At 70.2% G+C, this 17448-nt stretch carries 16 protein-coding genes; 4 read left to right on the top strand and 12 right to left on the bottom strand.

What is annotated here, in order from left to right; genetic code table 11:
- Window positions 1–134: 134 nt before the first annotated feature.
- Window positions 135–854, bottom strand: a complete 720-nt coding sequence (locus QPR87_RS06030; protein ID WP_011746969.1) for a 16S rRNA (uracil(1498)-N(3))-methyltransferase — start codon at window positions 852–854, stop codon at window positions 135–137.
- 16 nt (window positions 855–870) lie between these two features.
- On the opposite strand from QPR87_RS06030, the gene ubiA reads away from it, so the two are divergent.
- The 3 genes from ubiA (at window position 871) to QPR87_RS06045 (ending at window position 4532) form a co-directional block, all read left to right on the top strand.
- Complete coding sequence (ubiA, locus tag QPR87_RS06035; RefSeq protein ID WP_011746970.1) at window positions 871–1842, top strand: 4-hydroxybenzoate octaprenyltransferase; 972 nt, start codon at window positions 871–873, stop codon at window positions 1840–1842.
- Window positions 1843–1904: 62 nt separating this feature from the next.
- Window positions 1905–4175, top strand: a complete 2271-nt coding sequence (locus QPR87_RS06040) for an OmpA family protein (protein WP_285048752.1) — start codon at window positions 1905–1907, stop codon at window positions 4173–4175.
- A 30-nt stretch (window positions 4176–4205) separates the two neighbouring features.
- Complete coding sequence (locus QPR87_RS06045; RefSeq protein WP_011746972.1) at window positions 4206–4532, top strand: hypothetical protein; 327 nt, start codon at window positions 4206–4208, stop codon at window positions 4530–4532.
- Here the strand turns inward: QPR87_RS06045 and QPR87_RS06050 are convergent.
- From QPR87_RS06050 to smpB, 5 genes are all read right to left on the bottom strand, one after another.
- Complete coding sequence (locus tag QPR87_RS06050) at window positions 4529–5389, bottom strand: TerB family tellurite resistance protein (RefSeq protein WP_285048753.1); 861 nt, start codon at window positions 5387–5389, stop codon at window positions 4529–4531. The genes QPR87_RS06045 and QPR87_RS06050 overlap by 4 nt on opposite strands.
- Window positions 5386–5832 carry a hypothetical protein gene (locus tag QPR87_RS06055; RefSeq protein WP_285048754.1) on the bottom strand — a complete coding sequence of 149 codons (447 nt, stop codon included), beginning with the start codon at window positions 5830–5832 and terminating at the stop codon, window positions 5386–5388. The genes QPR87_RS06050 and QPR87_RS06055 overlap by 4 nt, the downstream gene beginning before the upstream one ends.
- 142 nt (window positions 5833–5974) lie before the next feature.
- Entirely contained in the window at window positions 5975–7159 is a 1185-nt protein-coding gene (locus QPR87_RS06060; RefSeq protein WP_285048755.1) for an amino acid aminotransferase, read from the bottom strand.
- Complete coding sequence (gene sseA / locus QPR87_RS06065) at window positions 7159–8019, bottom strand: 3-mercaptopyruvate sulfurtransferase (protein ID WP_011746976.1); 861 nt, start codon at window positions 8017–8019, stop codon at window positions 7159–7161. Before sseA ends, QPR87_RS06060 begins: the two co-directional genes overlap by 1 nt.
- Before the next feature lie 65 nt (window positions 8020–8084).
- Window positions 8085–8555: an SsrA-binding protein SmpB gene (gene smpB / locus QPR87_RS06070; RefSeq protein ID WP_011746977.1), complete on the bottom strand. Its 471-nt coding sequence runs from the start codon at window positions 8553–8555 to the stop codon at window positions 8085–8087.
- A gap of 150 nt (window positions 8556–8705) precedes the next feature.
- On the opposite strand from smpB, the gene QPR87_RS06075 reads away from it, so the two are divergent.
- Complete coding sequence (locus tag QPR87_RS06075; RefSeq protein WP_285048756.1) at window positions 8706–10367, top strand: thiamine pyrophosphate-binding protein; 1662 nt, start codon at window positions 8706–8708, stop codon at window positions 10365–10367.
- A gap of 10 nt (window positions 10368–10377) precedes the next feature.
- Here QPR87_RS06075 and QPR87_RS06080 read toward each other — a convergent pair whose 3' ends face one another.
- The 6 genes from QPR87_RS06080 to QPR87_RS06105 all read right to left on the bottom strand — a co-directional run bounded on the left by QPR87_RS06080 (window position 10378) and on the right by QPR87_RS06105 (window position 17386).
- A complete protein-coding gene (locus QPR87_RS06080) occupies window positions 10378–11802 on the bottom strand; it encodes an inorganic phosphate transporter (protein WP_285048757.1) in 1425 nt (474 codons plus the stop codon).
- A complete protein-coding gene (locus tag QPR87_RS06085) occupies window positions 11799–12269 on the bottom strand; it encodes an NUDIX hydrolase (protein ID WP_285048758.1) in 471 nt (156 codons plus the stop codon). The genes QPR87_RS06080 and QPR87_RS06085 overlap by 4 nt, the downstream gene beginning before the upstream one ends.
- Window positions 12266–12697: an alternative ribosome rescue aminoacyl-tRNA hydrolase ArfB gene (gene arfB, locus QPR87_RS06090; RefSeq protein ID WP_011746981.1), complete on the bottom strand. Its 432-nt coding sequence runs from the start codon at window positions 12695–12697 to the stop codon at window positions 12266–12268. Before arfB ends, QPR87_RS06085 begins: the two co-directional genes overlap by 4 nt.
- Before the next feature lie 66 nt (window positions 12698–12763).
- Window positions 12764–14815, bottom strand: coding sequence for a penicillin-binding protein 1C (gene pbpC, locus QPR87_RS06095; RefSeq protein ID WP_285048759.1), 2052 nt, complete (start codon window positions 14813–14815; stop codon window positions 12764–12766).
- Between the two features lie 84 nt (window positions 14816–14899).
- Window positions 14900–16009, bottom strand: a complete 1110-nt coding sequence (locus QPR87_RS06100; RefSeq protein ID WP_011746983.1) for a YcjF family protein — start codon at window positions 16007–16009, stop codon at window positions 14900–14902.
- 9 nt (window positions 16010–16018) lie between these two features.
- Complete coding sequence (locus QPR87_RS06105; RefSeq protein WP_285048760.1) at window positions 16019–17386, bottom strand: YcjX family GTP-binding protein; 1368 nt, start codon at window positions 17384–17386, stop codon at window positions 16019–16021.
- Window positions 17387–17448 lie beyond the last annotated feature (62 nt).

Below are 17448 nucleotides of genomic sequence, written 5' to 3' on the forward strand. Positions count from 1 at the left end.
CATGCAGCGCGTGCATAAGGGACCGGAATTCTTAACTTTTTGCGGCAAGCGGCCGGAAATGACGCCGCATCGCAAAATTCTCCCGCGCGGGGTCGTTTTCCCGCAGGAAGATTGCACAATTCAAACCGGATCGTTCAGCGCCAGTCGCCCAGGCTGGCCTGCCACAGCGCCAGTGACGCCACGGCAGCGGTGTCGGCGCGCAGGATTCGCGGCCCCAGGGCGATGCGCGTGACGCAATCCATGGCCGAAAGCCGCTTGCGCTCCGATTCGGACCAGCCGCCCTCGGGGCCGATGAGAATCGCCCAAGGTCCGCGCGGCAGGCCGGACAGCACCTGTGCCGGCCCCGCCAGTGCCTCGTCCGCCCACAGGATGCGCCGGCCGGCATCCCAGCCGTCCAGCAGCCGCGACAGCGGCACCAGGTCGCAGACCTCGGGGACATGGGTGCCGCCGCATTGCTCGGCCGCCTCGACGGCATGGGCCTGCAAGCGGTCCTGGCGGATGCGTTCGGAATTGGTGTGGTCGGTCTGCACCGGCAGGATGCGGGCGGCGCCCATCTCGGCCGCCTTTTCCACGATGAAATCGGTGCGCGCCTTCTTGATCGGGGCAAAGACCAGCCACAGGTCGGGCGGGTTCAACTGCGGCGCGGTCTGCCGCAGCGCCTCCAGCGCGCCGCCCCGCTTGGCGATGCGCTCGATCCGCGCCAGCCATTCGCCGTCCTGCCCGTTGAAGACCAGGATCTCGTCCCCGGCACCCTGCCGCATGACCGAGGAAAGGTAATGCGACTGGTCGGCATTCAGCTCGATGCCTTGTCCCTCGGCCAATGGGTGATCTATGAACAGTCTGATTTTCGCCATGATGGGGCGCAGCCTAATGCAGACCGACCACCGGACGCCAGAGGGGCCGACGCCAGAGGGCCCAAGCACCGTCGCCGACGCGCCGCCGGACAATTGGGTGGACCGCTACGCACCGCCCGATTGGAGGCCGTGGCTACGCCTGTCCCGCGCCGACCGGCCGATCGGCACCTGGCTTTTGCTGCTGCCCTGCTGGTGGGGCATCGGGCTGGCGATGATCGCGGGCAGCCCCGGCTGGCGCGATCTGTGGATCGCCGTGGCCTGCGGCGTGGGCGCAGTGCTGATGCGCGGCGCCGGCTGCACCTGGAACGACATCACAGACCGCGACATCGACGACAAGGTGGCGCGCACCCGCTCGCGGCCGATCCCCTCGGGGCAGGTGACGGTCCGGGGGGCGATGGTCTGGCTGGTCGCCCAGTCGCTGGCCGGCTTCGCCATCCTGCTGACGCTGGGCGGTGCGGCCATCGCGCTGGGCGTGGCCTCGCTTCTGCTGGTGGCGATCTATCCTTTCGCCAAGCGTTTCACCTGGTGGCCGCAGCTGTTCCTGGGCCTCGCCTTCAACTGGGGCGTGCTGCTGGCCTGGGCGGCGCATATGGGCAACCTGGCCCCGGCGCCGGTGCTGGCCTACCTTGCAGGCATCGCCTGGACGATCTTCTACGACACGATCTATGCCCATCAGGACGCCGAGGACGACGCGCTGATCGGCGTCAAGTCCACCGCCCGGCTGTTCGGGCGCGACACGCCGCGCTGGCTGGCGGGCTTTGGTACCGCCTCGGTGCTGCTGCTGGGACTGGCGGTGATGGCGGCGGCGCCCGAGGGGCTGGGCCTGACGCTGGGCCTGCTGGGCGTCGCGGGTTTCGCTGCGCATCTGGCCTGGCAGTTGCGGCAATTCGACATGGCGGATGGTGCCGGCTGCCTGCGGCTTTTCCGCTCGAACCGCGATGCCGGGCTGGTGGTTGCGCTGTTTCTCGCCTTGGCGGGGCTGGTCTGATTGCGAAAAGTCGGCGCAGGGATTACATGCGGCGGGTCGGAAACAGCCCGAAGGTTCCCCGGATGGCCAATCCCCAGCGACCCGCGCGTCGGGCTCCTGTCCTTGCCGCCAGCCTGATCGCCCTTGCGGCGGCGGCCGGCCTGTCCTTTCTGGGCGCGCGTGCGGCCGCCGATTTCGTCGAGACCCGCTCGGCCGAGGATCTGCGCGCGGCGCTGGCCGATTACGACTGGGTGCAGGTCAGGACCGACGGCTTGCAGGTCCAGCTCGAAGGCATCGCCCCGGACGAGGTGCAGCGTTTCCGCGCCCGTGCCCGGGCCGAAACCGTGGTCGATTCGGGCCGGGTGATCGACAAGATGCAGGTCGCCGCCAGCGCCGAGCTGGCCACCCCGGCCTTCGAGATCGAGCTTCTGCGCAACGACCAGAGCATTTCGATCATCGGCCTCGTGCCTGCCAGCCTGGACCGCGTCGCGCTGGTCGAGCGGCTGAAGCGCCAGACCGGCGCGCCCCAGGTCTCGGACCTGATGGAAGGCGCCGACTATCCGGTCCCCGATGGCTGGGAGGACGCCTTTGCCTTCGGCCTGAAGGCCGCGCAACTGGCCAAGCGCGCCAAGGTCTCGATCGCGGCCGGCGAGGTCTCGATCCGCGCCATCGCCGACAGCCCGCGCGAGAAACGCGATCTGGAGACGGCGCTGCAGCGTGCCAAGCCGGCGAGCGTGACGCTGACCGCCGACATCACCGCGCCGCGGCCGGTGATCGCGCCCTTTACCCTGCGTTTCGTCAAGGATGCGACCGGCACCCGCTTCGATGCCTGCGCCGCCGATACCGAAACCGCCCGCGACCGCATCCTCGAGGCCGGGCGCGATGCCGGCGTGCCGGACCAGCCGCAATGCACGCTGGGGCTTGGCGCGCCTTCGCCCCGCTGGGCCGATGCCGCCGTCCCGGCCATCCGCGCCATCAAGGCGCTGGGCGCGGGGTCGGTCACCATCTCGGACACGGATGTGGCGCTGTTCGCCCCCGCCGATGTCGAGGCGGCGCAATTCGACGAGGCGGTGGGTCGGCTGGAAGCGGCGCTGCCCCCGGCCTTCACGCTGGCCGCCCGGCATGAGAAACCCGGCGAGGCCGAGGCGGGGCCGGCCGAGTTCTCTGCCCTGGTCGATCCTGGCGGCGTCAGCCTGCGCGGCCGCATCACCGACGAGCGTATGCGCGACGCCGTGGAAAGCCTGGCACGGGCACGCTTCGGCCAGGTGGACAGCGCGCTGCGCAGCGATGTCTCGGTCCCCGAGGGCTGGACGCTGCGCGCCATCGCCGCGCTCGAGGCGCTGGACGGGCTGGCGCGGGGCGAGGCCAAGGTGACGCGGGATCTGGTGCGGATCAGCGGCGTCTCGGGCAGCCAGACCGCCTCGGACATGGCGGCGGCGCGGCTGGCGCAGCGGCTGGGCGCCGGCGCGCGCTATGAGCTGGCGATCCGTTACGACCGGCGCATGGATCCGCTCCTGGGCCTGCCCTCGGGCATCGAATGCGTGGACCGGCTGAATGCGGCGATGCAGCAGTCCGAGATCGGCTTCGAGCCGAACAAATCCGTCATCGCGGGCGATCCGGGGCCGACGCTGGAACGGCTGGCCGAGACGATGAAGCTATGCGCGGATTTCCGCATCGAGATCGGCGGCCATACCGATTCGCAGGGCTCCGAGAGGTTCAATGCCGAGCTTTCGCGCGCCCGGGCGCAGGCGGTGCTGGCGGCGATGACCGCGGCGGGCATCGACACCGCCAACATGACCGCCAAGGGATATGGCGAGAGCCAGCCCATCGCCGATAACGACACCGATGCCGGGCGCGAGGCCAACCGACGCATCGAGTTCCTGTTGCTGGCCGACGATCCGGTCGTGACCGAAGCTCCGGCCCCCGCCGAACTGGTCAAGGGCGTCACCGACAGTCCCGAGGTGGTGGCGGCGCGGGTCACGGCCGCGGCGCTGCATGCCGCGACCGCCGCCATCGGTCCCGCCCTGGGCGTGCCCACGGACCCCGAGGCGGCGCTGTTCGCCGCGACCGAGCCCGTCCGGCTGCTGGTGTCGGGGATCGATCCGTCGCGCGTCGCCAGCCGGCCCGCGCAAGAGGCCGCGCTGCCGGAACTGCCGGCGCTGCGGGCCGCGACCCTGCCGGCCGCGAGCCTGCTGCCGGAGGCTGCGGAACTGGTCGAGCCTGCCGAAGCCGCCACCCGCGCGGTGCAGGAGGCGCTGGTCGGCGCCGCCATCGAGGCGGCGACGATGCCCGCGCGCGCTGCGCTGCATGTGAACCGCCCCCTGCCGCGTCCCGAACCGGCCTCGGCGCCGTGATCCGCAACCCCTTGCCCTGAAGCCCTTCGCATGAACCGCACCGAATTCATCGTCGCCACCGCGATCATCCTGTTCGCCGCCTTCATGCTGGGCTGGTTCGCAAGCTGGCTGATCCATCGCCTGTCGCGTGTCACCCGTGCCGAGATGGGCGAACTGGAGAGCATGGCCCAGCAGTTGCACGAGGCCGAGGAGGCCCGTGACCGCGCCGTGGACGAGCTTGAGACGCGCGAGGCCGATCTGGTCGCCCGGCTTTCGACCACCGAGGCCGAGTTGCGTGCCGCGCAGGGGCAACTGCGCGAAAGCCTGACCGAGATCGAGGAATTGCGGGAATATATCGACCGTAAGCTGAAGCGTTAGGTCTTGCCCAGGCCGAACCTGCTGCCGATCCAGCCCGCCGCCGAGGATGCCGCCGCAACCGTCCCCGAGGCCGCGCGACCGATCGAGGCGCGGATCGAATTCTGTTCGTCCAGCGCCCGCAGGATGCGCTCGATGGCCATGTCCTCGCGCTCGTCCAGCTTGCCGTCGGCCTGGGCGATCTCATGCAGCAGCACCTTGATCTCCTGCTGGATGGCGGTGAACTTGCAGTCGGGATTGGCATGGACGAATTCGGCCAGCGCCTGGGTCATCTCGGCCAGCCGGGACTTGTCGGCATTGGCTTGCAGCACCGATAGCGCATGATCGACATAATCGGCATCATAACCCCAGTCATCCACGAAATAATCGCGGATGACCGCGACCTCGCGCGGATCGACCTGCCCGTCCATCGCCGCGACCTTCAGGGACAGCGAACCCATCAGGTCCAGCATCGAGGCGCCCAGCAGGTCGATGGGGGTGTTCAGGAACCGGGGGACCACATCGACGCGGGAATCCTCGTAGCCCTTGAACAGCCTCGTCACCCCGTAATAGGCGCCACCGCTGGCGAGCGCCGCGGCGATGACCCAACCCACCGGAGTCGCCGCCGCACCCCCGATGCCCAGAGCGGCCATCAATCCCGACTTGGCAAAGAAGGTCGATGCGACCATGCCCGATTGCGCGATACCGGCCCCGGTAGCCGCGGCGCCACCCACCTCCGACAGGCTGCCGATGGTCTTGCCAAGCTTCACCGAAGCAAAGGCATCCTCGCGGATGCCCAGCCGGGCCTTGAATTTCAGGTCGTTGGCGATGACGCGTTTCACGTCGTCGAATTCACCGATCTGGTCCTGTTCCGTTGTCATGCCACGACCCCGCCGTTGAAAGCCGCGAACTGCCGGGCCATGCGGTCCATCGCATCTTTCATCGCGTGCTGGCGAAGATCCTCGATCGCGCCTGCCGTGAGGCCGATCAGCAGCAGCAGTTTCTGCAATGCTACGGCGAGAAGGCCCCCCATGACCGGCACCGTTCCTATTACCGCTGTCAACGCCAGCGCGACGGCCACGCCAAGGGCGGTATTGGGAATCGTCTGCGCCAGCCACATGGCGATGCTGATCATGCGCCGCCCGATGGCGACCACGACCTCTCCGACCTTCACGGTGAATTGCGCCAGATCGTAAAGCAGCGCCTTGAGATCGGCAGACAGGGCGGTGCGGTCCAGAAAGTCCCTGATCTTTCGCAGCGGCATCGCCGACTGGCAGAATTCGATGGCCTCGTCCAGGCTGGACGGAACGAAACTCTCTGACATTGCAACCTCTTGAACAACCACTTACGCGCTAGTTCTAGGCAGCAGGTTCGCGTCTCGCAACTGGATTGTCGTCGCACCTGGCCTGTCCTGGTCGACAGGTCGGAACGAAAAAGGGCGCCGTCTCCGGCGCCCTTGCGGTGGCTTAGACCCCCACCTCGATGATGGCGCGGGCCAGGATCGGGATGGTGTTGTCGTTCAGCCCGGCGATGTTGATGCGCGAATCGCCCACCATGTAGATGCCGAACTCTTCCTTGATGCGCTTGACCTGTTCGGGCGTGGCGCCCAGGCGCGAGAACATGCCGCGATGCTCGGCCACGAAGCCGAAACGGTCCGAACCGCTGAGATCGCGCAACTCGCCCGCCAATTGCTCGCGCAGGCGCAGCATGCCGCTGCGCACCGCTTCCAGCTCGGCCATCCAGTCGGCGCGCAGCTCGGGCGTGGTCAGCACGGTCGAGACGATCTTGGCGCCGTGGAAGGGCGGGAAGGAATAGGTCTGGCGGTTCAGGAAGGCCATGGCGCCCTGCGCCAGCTCCCTGGTCGCCGCATCGGCGCAAAGCGCCAGCAGGCAGCCGGTGCGTTCGCGGTAGATGCCGAAGTTCTTGCTGCACGAGGCCGCGATCAGCACCTCGGGGATGCGCGAGGCGATCAGCCGGGTGCCGGCCGCGTCCTCTTCCAGCCCGTCGCCGAAGCCCTGATAGGCCAGGTCGATCAGCGGCAGCGCGCCGGTCTTTTCCAGGATCGAGGCGATCTCGGCCCATTGATCCAGCGTCAGGTTGGCGCCGGTCGGGTTGTGGCAGCAGCCGTGCAGCAGCACCACGTCGCCCTTTTTCGCGGCGGCGAGGTCGGCCTTCATGCCCTCGAAATCGACGCCGCGGGTCTCGGCATCGAAATAGCGATAGGTCTGCACCGGCAGGCCCATGAAATTCATGATCGAGACATGGTTCGGCCAAGTCGGATCGCTGACGAAGACCCGCAGGTCGGGATTCGCCATGCGCGCCAGTTCCAGCGCCTGCCGGAGGGCGCCGGTGCCGCCGACCGTCGCCAGCGTCGCGGTGGTCTCGGATTTCAGCCCGTCGCCCAGGATCAGCTCGCCCATGGCCTTTTGGAACTCGGGCTCGCCCGAGAGGCCGGCATAGGTCTTGGTGGTCTCGGTTTCCAGCATGCGCTGCTCGGCGGCGTGGACGGCCCGCATGATCGGGGTGTGGCCGGTGGCATCCTTGTAGACCCCCACGCCCAGGTCGATCTTGCCCTGGCGGGGATCGGCCCTGAATTCGCCCATCAGGGCCAGGATCTTGTCGGGGGCCTGCGGTTTCAGATTGCCCAGCATCACGCGTCTCCGGTTGCGATTTTAAGGTCGGGGAAGCTGCCCCATTCGGCCCAGCTTCCGTCATAAAGCGAATGGTCCCGGTGCCCGATGCGTTCAAGCGCCAGGAACAGCACGGCCGCCGTCACCCCCGAGCCGCAGGTGGTGATGACGGGTTTCGACAGGTCCACGCCGGCGGCCTCGAATTCGGCGCGCAGCGCATCGGGTGATTTCAGCGTGCCGTCCTGGTCGTAGAGCCGGCCGAAGGGCAGGCTTTTCGAGCCGGGGATGTGGCCCGAGCGCAGGCCGGCCCGCGGCTCGGTCGCCTCGCCGCGGAAGCGTTCGGCCGAGCGCGCATCGACGATCTCGTGGTCGCCCAGCTTGCTGGCCGCGGCGACCTGGGTCACGTCGCGCACCAGCGCCGCCTGGCGTTGCACGGTGATGTGGCGGTCTCGCAGGATCGGCGGCATGTCCTCGATCTCGCGGCCCTCGGCCAGCCATTTGCCGAAGCCGCCGTCCAGCACCGCCACGTCCTGCTTGCCCATCAGCTTGAAGGTCCACCAGACCCGCGCCGCCGAGCGCACGGGCGAATTGTCGTAGATCACGACCTGATGGCCGTCGCCGATGCCCATGGCGCGCATGCGGCTGATGAACATCTCGGGCTGGGGCGCCATATGCGGCAGTTCGCTGCGCTTGTCCGCGATCTCGTCGATGTCGAAGAAGCGGGCGCCGGGGATATGAGCGGCCATGTATTCGGCCCGCGCATCGCGGCCAGGCTCCAGGAACCAGGTGGCGTCGATGACGCGCAGGTCGGGATCGCTCAGATGGGCGGCGAGCCAGTCGGTCGAGACCAGCACTTTCGGATCGTCGGAATCGGTGGACATCGGCCTTCCTCCCGCGCGCGCAGAAACGACACCGATGTAACCGCAGCCGCGCGGGGCGGCAAGGCTTAACCCTGCTTCAGCAAACGCTGTTTCTGCCGGTTCCAGTCGCGCTTGGCGGCGGTTTCGCGCTTGTCGGCGACCTTCTTGCCCTTGGCGACGCCGATCTTCAGCTTCACCTTGCCGCGGTCGTTGAAATACATGACCAGCGGCACCAGCGTCATGCCCTCGCGCCCGATGGCCTGCCACAACCGCGCCAGTTCCTTGCGCGAGACCAGCAACTTGCGCCGCCGCCGCTCCTCATGGCCAAAGACGCCGGCCTGCTTGTAGGCGGCGATATAGGCGTTGATCAGCCACAGCTCGCCATTCTCGACCGAGGCATAGCTTTCGGCGATGTTGGACTGGCCGGTGCGCAGGCTTTTCACCTCGGACCCGGTCAGCACGATGCCGACCTCGAGATCGCTTTCGATGAAGTAATCGAAGCGCGCCCGGCGGTTCTCGGCGATGATCTTGTAGTTCGGGTCGGATTTCGTGGCCATGATCGGGCAGAGATAGGGCGGGCGCGCGGGGCTGTAAAGGCCGGAGCACGGATGGCGGCGGCATGATCGGCCCTGATCGACGGGGCATCTTGCCAGTTCGATGCAAGCTGGCCCAGACTGCCCGGACAGAAAAACAGCGGAGGGACGGCGATGCGGCACGGTGGGCAGATTCTGGTCGATGCGCTGAAGGCGAACGGGGTCGGGCGGGTGTTCTCGGTCCCCGGCGAAAGCTTTCTGGCGGTGCTGGACGGGCTTTACGCATCCGGCATCCGGAACGTCGTCTGCCGGCACGAGGGCGGCGCCGCGATGATGGCCGAGGCGCATGGCAAGCTGACAGGACGGCCCGGCGTGGGTTTCGTCACCCGCGGCCCCGGCGCCACCAATGCCAGCGCCGGGGTGCATGTGGCGCGGCAGGATGGCACGCCGATGATCCTGTTCGTCGGCCAGATCGCCCGCGCCGACCGTGACCGCGACGCCTTTCAGGAGGTCGATTACCGCGCCATGTTCGGGCCACTGGCGAAATGGGTGGCCGAGATCGACCAGACCGAGCGCATACCGGAATATGTCTCCCGCGCCTTTCATCTTGCCATGTCGGGCCGACCCGGCCCCGTGGTGCTGGCGCTGCCCGAGGACATGATCTCGGCCCGGGCCGAGGTGCCGGACCTGCCGCCGCCCGCTGCGCCGCTGGCCGCCGTGGCCGCGGAATCGGTCGAGGCCGTCGCGCAGGCGCTGGCCGGGGCCGAACGTCCGCTGGTCGTGCCCGGCGGGACGCTGTGGTCGCAGGCGGCCGCCGACGACCTGGCGCGCTTTGCCGAAAGCTGGGGCCTGCCCGTCGCGGTGCCCTTCCGCCGCCAGGGGCATATCGACAATGCGCATCCGAACTATGTCGGCGACCTGGGCGTCGGCATGAACCCGGCGCTGGGGCAGGCGCTTTCGCAGGCGGATTGCGTGCTTTCGCTGGGCTCGCGGCTGGGCGACACGCTGACGCGCGGCTACGAGCTGATGGACCCGGTGCGCCCGCATGCGCGGGTGATCCATGTCCACCCCTCGCCCGACGAGCTGGGGCGTCTGTGGCGGCCCGATCCGGGGCTGGTGGCGGACCCGCGCGTGGTGGTTGCGGCGCTGGCCGCCTTGCCGGTGCCGCGGCGCTGGGACGGCTGGACCGCCGGGCTGCGCGCGGCATACGAGGCCTGGCAGCAGCCGCGCCCCACCCCCGGCGCCGTGCGGATGGAGGCGGTGGTGCGCTGGCTGTCCGACCATCTGCCGCCGGATGCGATCATCACCAACGGCGCCGGGAACTATGCGGCCTTCGTCCATCGCTATTACCGTTTTCGCCGCTGGGGCACGCAACTGGCGCCGACCTCGGGCTCGATGGGCTACGGCCTGCCCGCCGCCATCGCCGCCAAACTGGAGCATCCCGGCCGCAGCGTGGTTTGCATGGCCGGCGACGGCTGCCTGCAAATGACGGTGAACGAGCTTTCCACCGCCGCCCAGCATGGCGCCGCCGTCATCGTCATCGTGGCGAATAACGGCCATTACGGCACCATCCGCATGCATCAGGAGCGCAGCTATCCCGGTCGTGTCTCGGGCACGGCGCTGGCCAATCCCGATTTCGTCGCGCTGGCCCGGGCCTATGGCGGTCATGGCGAGACGGTGACCCGGCAGGAGGATTTCGCAGATGCCTTCGCCCGGGCGCAGGCGGCGGGCAGGCTGGCGGTGCTGGAGTTGATGCTCGACCCCGAGGCGCTGAGCACGGGGGCCACCCTTGCCGAAACCCGCGCGGCGGGCGAGGCCGGGTTGCGCCGGGCCTAGACCTGACGATCTAGAGCCCGACGATTCGGACCAGCGCCGCGGCCAGCGTGGCGGCGGCGGGCACCGTCACCAGCCAGGCGCCCAGGATCATGCGCATGTAGGATCGGCGCACCAGATGGCGGCGGCGGCGTTCCTCGGCGGGCAGGGGGGCGTGGCTGGCCGCCAGCCGGCGGTCGCGCCATTCGCGATAGAAGCCGACGCCGAACACGCCGCCCACCGCGACATGCGTGGTCGAGACCGGCAGTCCGAGCAGCGAGGCCCACAGCACCGTCGACGCCGTCGCCAGCGAGACGCAAAGCGCGCGCGAGGCGTTCAGCCGGGTGATGCGGCTGCCGACCATATGCACCAGCCGCCGCCCGAACAGCAGGATACCCAGCGCGATGCCAAGGCCGCCCAGAAGCAGCACCAGCCGGGCGCGCAGGTCGTCGTCGCCCCCCGCCGAAAGGCTGTCGAGGATGATGGTCAGCGGCGCCGCCACGTTCGAGACGTCGTTGGCGCCATGGGCAAAGCCCATGACCAGCGCCGCGGCAATCAGCGGCACCGCCAGCAACTGCTTCATCGCCAGACGCCCGCCACCCATGCCGCGCGCCTGGCGGTCGATGCGCCGCCGGGTATAAAGCCAGCCGAGCCCGCCGCAGACCAGCACCAGCATCGCATTCGCCGCCAGCCCCGAGCCGTGCCAGGCCAGTTCCGCCACCCCCGCCAGCATGGCCGAGGCCAGCCCGACGATCACCGGCATCCAGGTGCGGGCGGCGGCGATGCGATCCTCGCGATCCAGCACGAGCATGCGCAGCAGCACCATCAGCCCGGCCGCGATCAGGCCGGAGATCAGTGGCGAGGCGATCCAGCCAAAGGCGATCATCGCCATGGCCGGCCAGTTCACCGCGCCGGCGCCAAAGGTCGCCATCCCTGCGCCGGCGATGGCGCCGACCACGGAATGCGTGGTGCTGACCGGCGCGCCGAGCCATGTGGCAAGGCTGATCCAGCTGCCCGCCGCCAGCAGCGCGGCCAGCATCATCCGCGCCGTCGCCTCGCCCTCGCCCAGCGTGCTGCCGACCAGCCCCTCGGTCAGCGTGGCGGTTACCGCGCTGCCGGCGATGACCGCGCCCAGCACCTCCATCGCGGCCATCAGCAGCAGGCCGGCGGTCATGCCGATGGCGCCCGCGCCCACTGCCGGCCCCAGCGCGTTCGCCACGTCGTTGCCGCCGATCGACAGCGCCAGATAGGCCGCGACCGCGATGCTGGCCGCCAGGATGCCAAGGGCGGGCTGATCCGCCAGAAAGCCGGTGCCGACATAGCTGGCGGCGGCGATGAAGATCAGCGCCAGTCCCAGCCGCATGAGCGGGCGCGCAGAATGCAGCCCTGCGCGCTCGGCATTGGTGACGCGGCTCAGATCCTTGTCCAGCGTGCGGTATTCGCGGGGTTCGCGCCTCATTCGGGCGCCGGCCGGTGCTTGGCTGCGGGCAGGCGGCGCAGAAGCTGCTTCAGCCCGGTCTCGGCGACCATGAGGGCGGCGTCCTCGGGGGTGAACCAGCGGCGCTTGCGCTCATGCGCCTCGGGGAACTCCCGTTCCAGCCTGTCGACGTAAAGCGGAAAGACCCGCACCTCGACCGGGATGGCGAAGCCGCGATCCTGGTCCTTGTCATAGTGATAGCGGCCGATCTCGGTCTCGGCGACGCGGCCGACGACGCCGGCTTCCTCCCATGCTTCCTGCCGGGCGGCGTCGGCCAGGCTGCGGCCGGGCATGGGCCAGCCCTTGGGCACGATCCAGCGCCCGGTGCCGCGGCTGGTCACCAGCAGCACGTCGCCGGTCGTCTCGTTCAGGCACAGCGCGGCGACCTGCATGTCGGGCGGGCGGCGGCCGATCAGCCGCGCCAGCCTTTCGCGGAACTCGATGATCATGCCGGGTCCTCCGCATCGCGGATGCGGCCGCGCGTCGCCTTGACCTCGCCGCGCTGGGTCTTGGCGGCCAGCCGGCGGCGCTGGCTGCCCAGCGTCGGACGGGTCGGGATGCGCTTGCGCGGCGCCACCAGCGCCTGGCGGATCAGTTCGGCCAGCCGTTCGCGCGCCAACTCGCGGTTGCGGGCCTGGCTGCGGGTTTCCTCGGCCCGGATCAGCACGGCGCCGTCCTGTGTCCAGCGCCGCCCGGCCAGCCGCTTCAGCCGCGCCTTGACCGGCGGGGCCAGATGCGGCGAACGCTCGGCCTCGAAGCGCAGCTCGACCGCCGTCTCGACCTTGTTCACGTTCTGCCCGCCCGGTCCCTGGGACCGGGTGAACTGTTCGGACAGTTCCCATTCCTCGATGGCGATCTGGTCGTTGATGCGCAGCATGGTGCGAATATGTCGCAAATCCCGGTTAAGAAAAGATCAAGCGAATCACGAAGCGCGCAAATTGCGTCAGTGCAGCCGGATTGCCGCAGTCGCCGAGGCCCCATCCGCATCCACCACCGTCAATTCGGCAAAGCCCGGACCGGGATTGGGCAGGCTGGCCAGGGGCTGCGGCTGGGCGATGGCGGCGGGCGCGCCGTTCAGAAGAAAGGTCCATGGCCCGCGCCCGCCCCGCGCCTTGGCGGTCAGCGGTCCCCGTGCGTCGATCTCGGCGCCGTCGGGCGGATAGGTCAGGCGCAGCGCGTCCGGGCCGGCGGGGCGGGCCGCCATGGCGCTGGCCGTGCCCGCCGGGGCAAAGCGGCGCAAGGGCAGGGGCAGGGCGCTGTTGGGCAGCGTGAGCGTCTGCGGCGGAGGCGGCGGCAGCGCGACCGAGGGCAGCGCGTCGAACAGGTCGAACAGCACCGGCGCCGCCAGATCGCCGCCAAAGGCGCCGGGCACAGGCGTCCCGTCCGGCCGCCCCAGCCAGACCGCGCCCACCCGCGCGCCGTCGAACCCCACCGCCAGCGCGTCGCGATGCCCGTAGGAGGTGCCGGTCTTGTAGGCCAGAACGCGTTGCCGGACGCCCTGCGGGGCGGGGTTCTGGCCGAGGATGTTGCCGACCTGCCAGGCGGCGACCGGCCCGAACATCGGCGCCGACCGCTCCTCGCCCGCGCCCGGCAGGGCCGACAGCGTGATGCCCCGCCCGCCGCGGGCCAGCGCCGCATAGCCCTCGGCCAGCCCCTCCAGCGTCACGCCCGCACCGCCCAGCACGACGGCCAGCCCCGGCACCTCGCCGGGCAGGCGCAGCTCGATCCCGCCCCGGCGCAGCGCCTGCGTGACGCGGTTCGGCCCCACGGCATCGGCCAGCTTCACCACCGGGATGTTCAGCGACCAGATCAGCGCGTTCTTCAGGCTGACGGTGCCGCGGAAATGATGGTCGAAGTTCTGCGGCTGCCAGCGGCCGAAGACGGTCGGCCGGTCCTCGATCAGCGTCTCGGGATGGGCCAGCCCGTCGTCGAAGGCCAGCCCGTAGACAAAGGGCTTCAGCGTCGATCCGGGGCTGCGCCAGGCCCGCGCCATGTCGACGAAGCCGGCGGATGCGCCATCGGTCCAGTCCGCCGCGCCGACCTCGGCCAGGATCTCGCCGTTGCGGTGATCTGCCAGCACCACCGCCGCCGACAGCCGCCGCCCGGCGCCGCGCACGGCGCGCGAGGCCAGTTCCTCGGCCCGGCGCTGCAGGCGCGCATCGATGGTGGTCTCGATCCGCAAGGCACCCGGATGCTCGCGCACCAGCCGCGCGGTCAGCAGCGGCGCCAGCGCCGGAAAGGCCCGGCGAACGCGCGGCACCGGCTCGGCCATCGCCGCCCGCGCATCGGCATCCGAAATCAGCCCGGCCCGCGCCGCCCGCGCCAGCACCCGGTCGCGCGCGGCCGTGGCCCTCTCGGGGAAACGATCCGGCCGCCGCGTCTCGGGCGATTGCGGCAGCGCGACCAGCAGCGCGGCCTGCGCCGGCGTCAGCCGCCGCGGCTCCTTGCCGAACCATTGCAGGCTGGCGGCGCGGATGCCCTCGACATTGGCGCCATAGGGGGCGAGGCGCAGGTAAAGCTCCATGATCTCGCGCTTGCCCAGCCGCCGCTCCAGCGCCAGGGCCAACCGCATCTGCCGCCCCTTGCCGGCCCATTGCCCGGTCGGCCCGTCCTCGATCAGCCGGGCGGCCTGCATGGTCAGGGTCGAGCCGCCCGAGACCACGCGGCCATGCCGCAGCGCCTGCACGCCCGCGCGCAGCAGCGCCTGTGCATCGATGCCGGAATGGCCCGGAAACCGCCGGTCCTCCCACAGCAGGAGCATGTCGAGAAACAGCGGATCGACCGGCCCCGCATCCAGCCGCCAGCGCCCGTCCGCGACCTGGAACGCCCGCAAGAGGGTGCCGTCCCGCGCGACGACCTCGGTCCCCACCGGCACCTCCAGCCGCGGCAGCGCCGTCGCATCGACCCAATCGTCGAACCGATCCCGCGCCCCGGCCCCGATGCCCAGGACCAGAACGGCAGCCATCAGCGACAGGGCGAAGCGGCGCGATCTCATGCCCGATCAATACGCCAGATGCGGCCGGGAAAGAACCTCACCTTCTTCGTTCCCCAAATACTCATGCGACCGCGCGATCCGCGCCTACTTCGCCTCGTCCTCGCCGAACAGCCCCTTCAACCCGCGGGCGATCAGGTTGCCGACCTTGGGCCGGGGCTGGTGGATGAAGGGCAGGGGCCGGCAGACCTCCATCGCCGCAATGCCAACCCGGGCGGTTAGCGCGCCGTTCACCACCCCCTCGCCGAAGCGCTTCGAGACCTTGGCCAGCAGCCCGCCCCCGGCGACGGTGTGGATCAGGTCGTCCCCGGCCGCGACCGCGCCGGTGGCGATCAGATGCGTCATCACCGTGCGCGCCAGCCGCCAGCCGCCCACGGCGCCGGCGCGGCCGCCATAGATCTCGGCCATGCGGCGGATCATCCGCAGGTTCGCCGCCAGGGCCGCGATCACATCGGCCAGCGCCAGCGGGATCAGTGCGGTGGCGGCGGCGACGGTGCGGGCGGCGGCCTCGATCTCGCGCCGGGCCTGCTGGTCCAGGGCCGCCAGCAACTCGGTCTCGGCCAGCGCGATCAGCGTCTGGGCATCATAGGCGTCGCCCTTGCGCTCGCGCAGCCGGGTCAGGCCCCATTCCAGCTCCGGCCGGGCGCGGTAAAGGCTCTCCATCCGCCCGACCACATGCTGCGCCGCCTTCAGGTCGCCCGATGCCAGCGCCGCCCCGGCATCGCGGTTGATGCCGTCGATGGCGGCAAAGCGCGACCAGGCGCGGTATTCGCGCCAGGCCATCCCCAGCGCCGCGATGCAGAACAGCACCATCAGCGCGATGCCGATCCAGCCGAGCAGCGGATAGCTGTTCAGCAGATCCGTCAGATATCGCAGCGCCGCCACCGACAAAAGGAAGGTGAACAGCGCCACGCCGGTATTGATGAAGAAGCGCGTCAGCCGCGACGGCCCGCGCCCGACCAGCCGCGCGACAAGCTGCATGGTGCGCGGCTGCGGCAGCGGCGGGGCCAGCCCGTCGTCGATCATCGGCGCATCGGCGGGCGAGGGCGCGGGTTCGCCCTCTCGCCACTCGGCCCGCGGCGCCTTGCGGTCGCGCTGGTCGGTGCGGGGCTCCGGCATGGGCTCGGAGCGCGGCGCCTGGGGTTCCGCGCCCATTTCCATCAGCACCGGCCCGCGCCGTTTCGGAGGTTCAGCCATGGCGCTCTCCTATAGCCTGTCGCCGATCAGGAACTCGGCCGCGCGGTCCAGGCGGATATGCGGCGGCCCGTCGCCCGGCCGCAGCGTGCCGGGCGCCGGGGCGAAATCCATGATCGCATAATCGCCATCCAGCCAGCGCGTCGCGCCCTGGCTTGCCGGGACCAGCAGCTCGGCCGGATTGGCCGGCAGCTCGCCCGGATAGAAGGCCGCCTGCCGCCCGTCCATCAGCGTGCCGCGCACGGCGGGCAGTTCCTCGCCGTCCTGCCGGATCATCTCTTCGGTGGTGGTGCGCAGCGAGGCGATGGACATGGCCTCGGTCCGCGCGCCCGAGAAGTCGGCGCGGTCGCGGGCCTCGCGCAGCATGGCGGCGGTGATCGCGGTCAGGCGCGGATGCTGGATGTGGTGCAGGTGGTCGGCCTTGGTCGCGGCGAACAGGATGCGCCCCACCCGGCGCGAACCCAGCAACTGCGCAAGCCAGCCGGCCCGGCCGGGGCGAAAGGCGGTCAGGATGTCGGCCATGGCGCGGCGCATGTCCTCGACCGCCGGCGGGCCGGCATGGATCGCGCCCAGCACGTCCATCAGCACCACCTGCCGGTCGATGCGGGCGAAATGGTCGCGAAAGAACGGCTTCACCACCCGCGCCTTGTAGGCTCCGAAGCGGCGCGCGAATTCGCGCCCCAAGGGCGTCGCCCGCATCTCGTGCGGCAGCGGCGTGAAGGTCAGCGCCGGCGAGCCGTCGAGTTCGCCCGGCATCAGGAAGCGGCCGGGGGTGCAGTCCGACCAGCCCGCCTCGCGCGCCATATGCAGGTGCCGGGTATAGGCCGCGGCCAGCGCCTGCGCGGCGGTTTCGTCAAAGCGCGCGGGATCGGTCGCGGCCAGCGCGATGCGGAAATCCTCGGCGCCGGGGCGGCCGGCCATGCGGTCCAGCACCTCTTGCGACCATTGGTCGAAATCCTTGTCCATCAGCCGCAGGTCCAGGAGCCACTCGCCCGGATAGTCCACGATGTCCAGGTGCAGCACCTGCTGGCCGCGCCAGCCGGCGATCAGCCCGCGCGGCTGGATGCGCAGCGACAGGCGCAGCTGGCTGACATGGCGCGTGCCCTCGGGCCAATGCGGGTCGGGGCCGGTCATCGCCGCCAGATGCCGTTCGTAATCGAAGCGCGGCACGGTGTCGTCGGGCTGCGGCTGCAACCACGCCGCCTTGAGCGAGCCGTCGGCGGCGGCCCGCAGCGCCGCCATGCGCCCGCGATCCAGCAGATTCGCCACCAGCGAGGTGATGAACACGGTCTTGCCGGCCCGCGACAGCCCCGTCACCCCAAGCCGGATCACCGGGTCGGACATTCCCAGGCCCTGCATCAGATCGTCGGCGATACCCATTCCGTCCCTCGCTTTGGCCGGGTCAAGATAGGCAGGCCGGCGGCGGATGTGTAGAGGCAGCC

It is taken from the genome of Paracoccus sp. SSJ (genome assembly GCF_030234105.1).
Lineage (GTDB): Bacteria > Pseudomonadota > Alphaproteobacteria > Rhodobacterales > Rhodobacteraceae > Paracoccus > Paracoccus denitrificans.

What these genes read in the sequence shown, in the direction of transcription:
- ubiA (WP_011746970.1), top strand. Translation starts at nt 871, where the DNA reads ATGCAGACCGACCACCGGACGCCAGAGGGGCCGACGCCAGAGGGCCCA.
- QPR87_RS06030 (WP_011746969.1), bottom strand. Translation starts at nt 854, where the DNA reads ATGGCGAAAATCAGACTGTTCATAGATCACCCATTGGCCGAGGGACAA.
- QPR87_RS06045 (WP_011746972.1), top strand. Translation starts at nt 4,206, where the DNA reads ATGAACCGCACCGAATTCATCGTCGCCACCGCGATCATCCTGTTCGCC.
- pbpC (WP_285048759.1), bottom strand. Translation starts at nt 14,815, where the DNA reads ATGAGATCGCGCCGCTTCGCCCTGTCGCTGATGGCTGCCGTTCTGGTC.
- QPR87_RS06055 (WP_285048754.1), bottom strand. Translation starts at nt 5,832, where the DNA reads ATGTCAGAGAGTTTCGTTCCGTCCAGCCTGGACGAGGCCATCGAATTC.
- smpB (WP_011746977.1), bottom strand. Translation starts at nt 8,555, where the DNA reads ATGGCCACGAAATCCGACCCGAACTACAAGATCATCGCCGAGAACCGC.
- QPR87_RS06085 (WP_285048758.1), bottom strand. Translation starts at nt 12,269, where the DNA reads ATGATCATCGAGTTCCGCGAAAGGCTGGCGCGGCTGATCGGCCGCCGC.
- QPR87_RS06040 (WP_285048752.1), top strand. Translation starts at nt 1,905, where the DNA reads ATGGCCAATCCCCAGCGACCCGCGCGTCGGGCTCCTGTCCTTGCCGCC.
- arfB (WP_011746981.1), bottom strand. Translation starts at nt 12,697, where the DNA reads ATGCTGCGCATCAACGACCAGATCGCCATCGAGGAATGGGAACTGTCC.
- QPR87_RS06105 (WP_285048760.1), bottom strand. Translation starts at nt 17,386, where the DNA reads ATGGGTATCGCCGACGATCTGATGCAGGGCCTGGGAATGTCCGACCCG.
- QPR87_RS06080 (WP_285048757.1), bottom strand. Translation starts at nt 11,802, where the DNA reads ATGAGGCGCGAACCCCGCGAATACCGCACGCTGGACAAGGATCTGAGC.
- QPR87_RS06100 (WP_011746983.1), bottom strand. Translation starts at nt 16,009, where the DNA reads ATGGCTGAACCTCCGAAACGGCGCGGGCCGGTGCTGATGGAAATGGGC.
- sseA (WP_011746976.1), bottom strand. Translation starts at nt 8,019, where the DNA reads ATGTCCACCGATTCCGACGATCCGAAAGTGCTGGTCTCGACCGACTGG.
- QPR87_RS06075 (WP_285048756.1), top strand. Translation starts at nt 8,706, where the DNA reads ATGCGGCACGGTGGGCAGATTCTGGTCGATGCGCTGAAGGCGAACGGG.
- QPR87_RS06060 (WP_285048755.1), bottom strand. Translation starts at nt 7,159, where the DNA reads ATGCTGGGCAATCTGAAACCGCAGGCCCCCGACAAGATCCTGGCCCTG.
- QPR87_RS06050 (WP_285048753.1), bottom strand. Translation starts at nt 5,389, where the DNA reads ATGACAACGGAACAGGACCAGATCGGTGAATTCGACGACGTGAAACGC.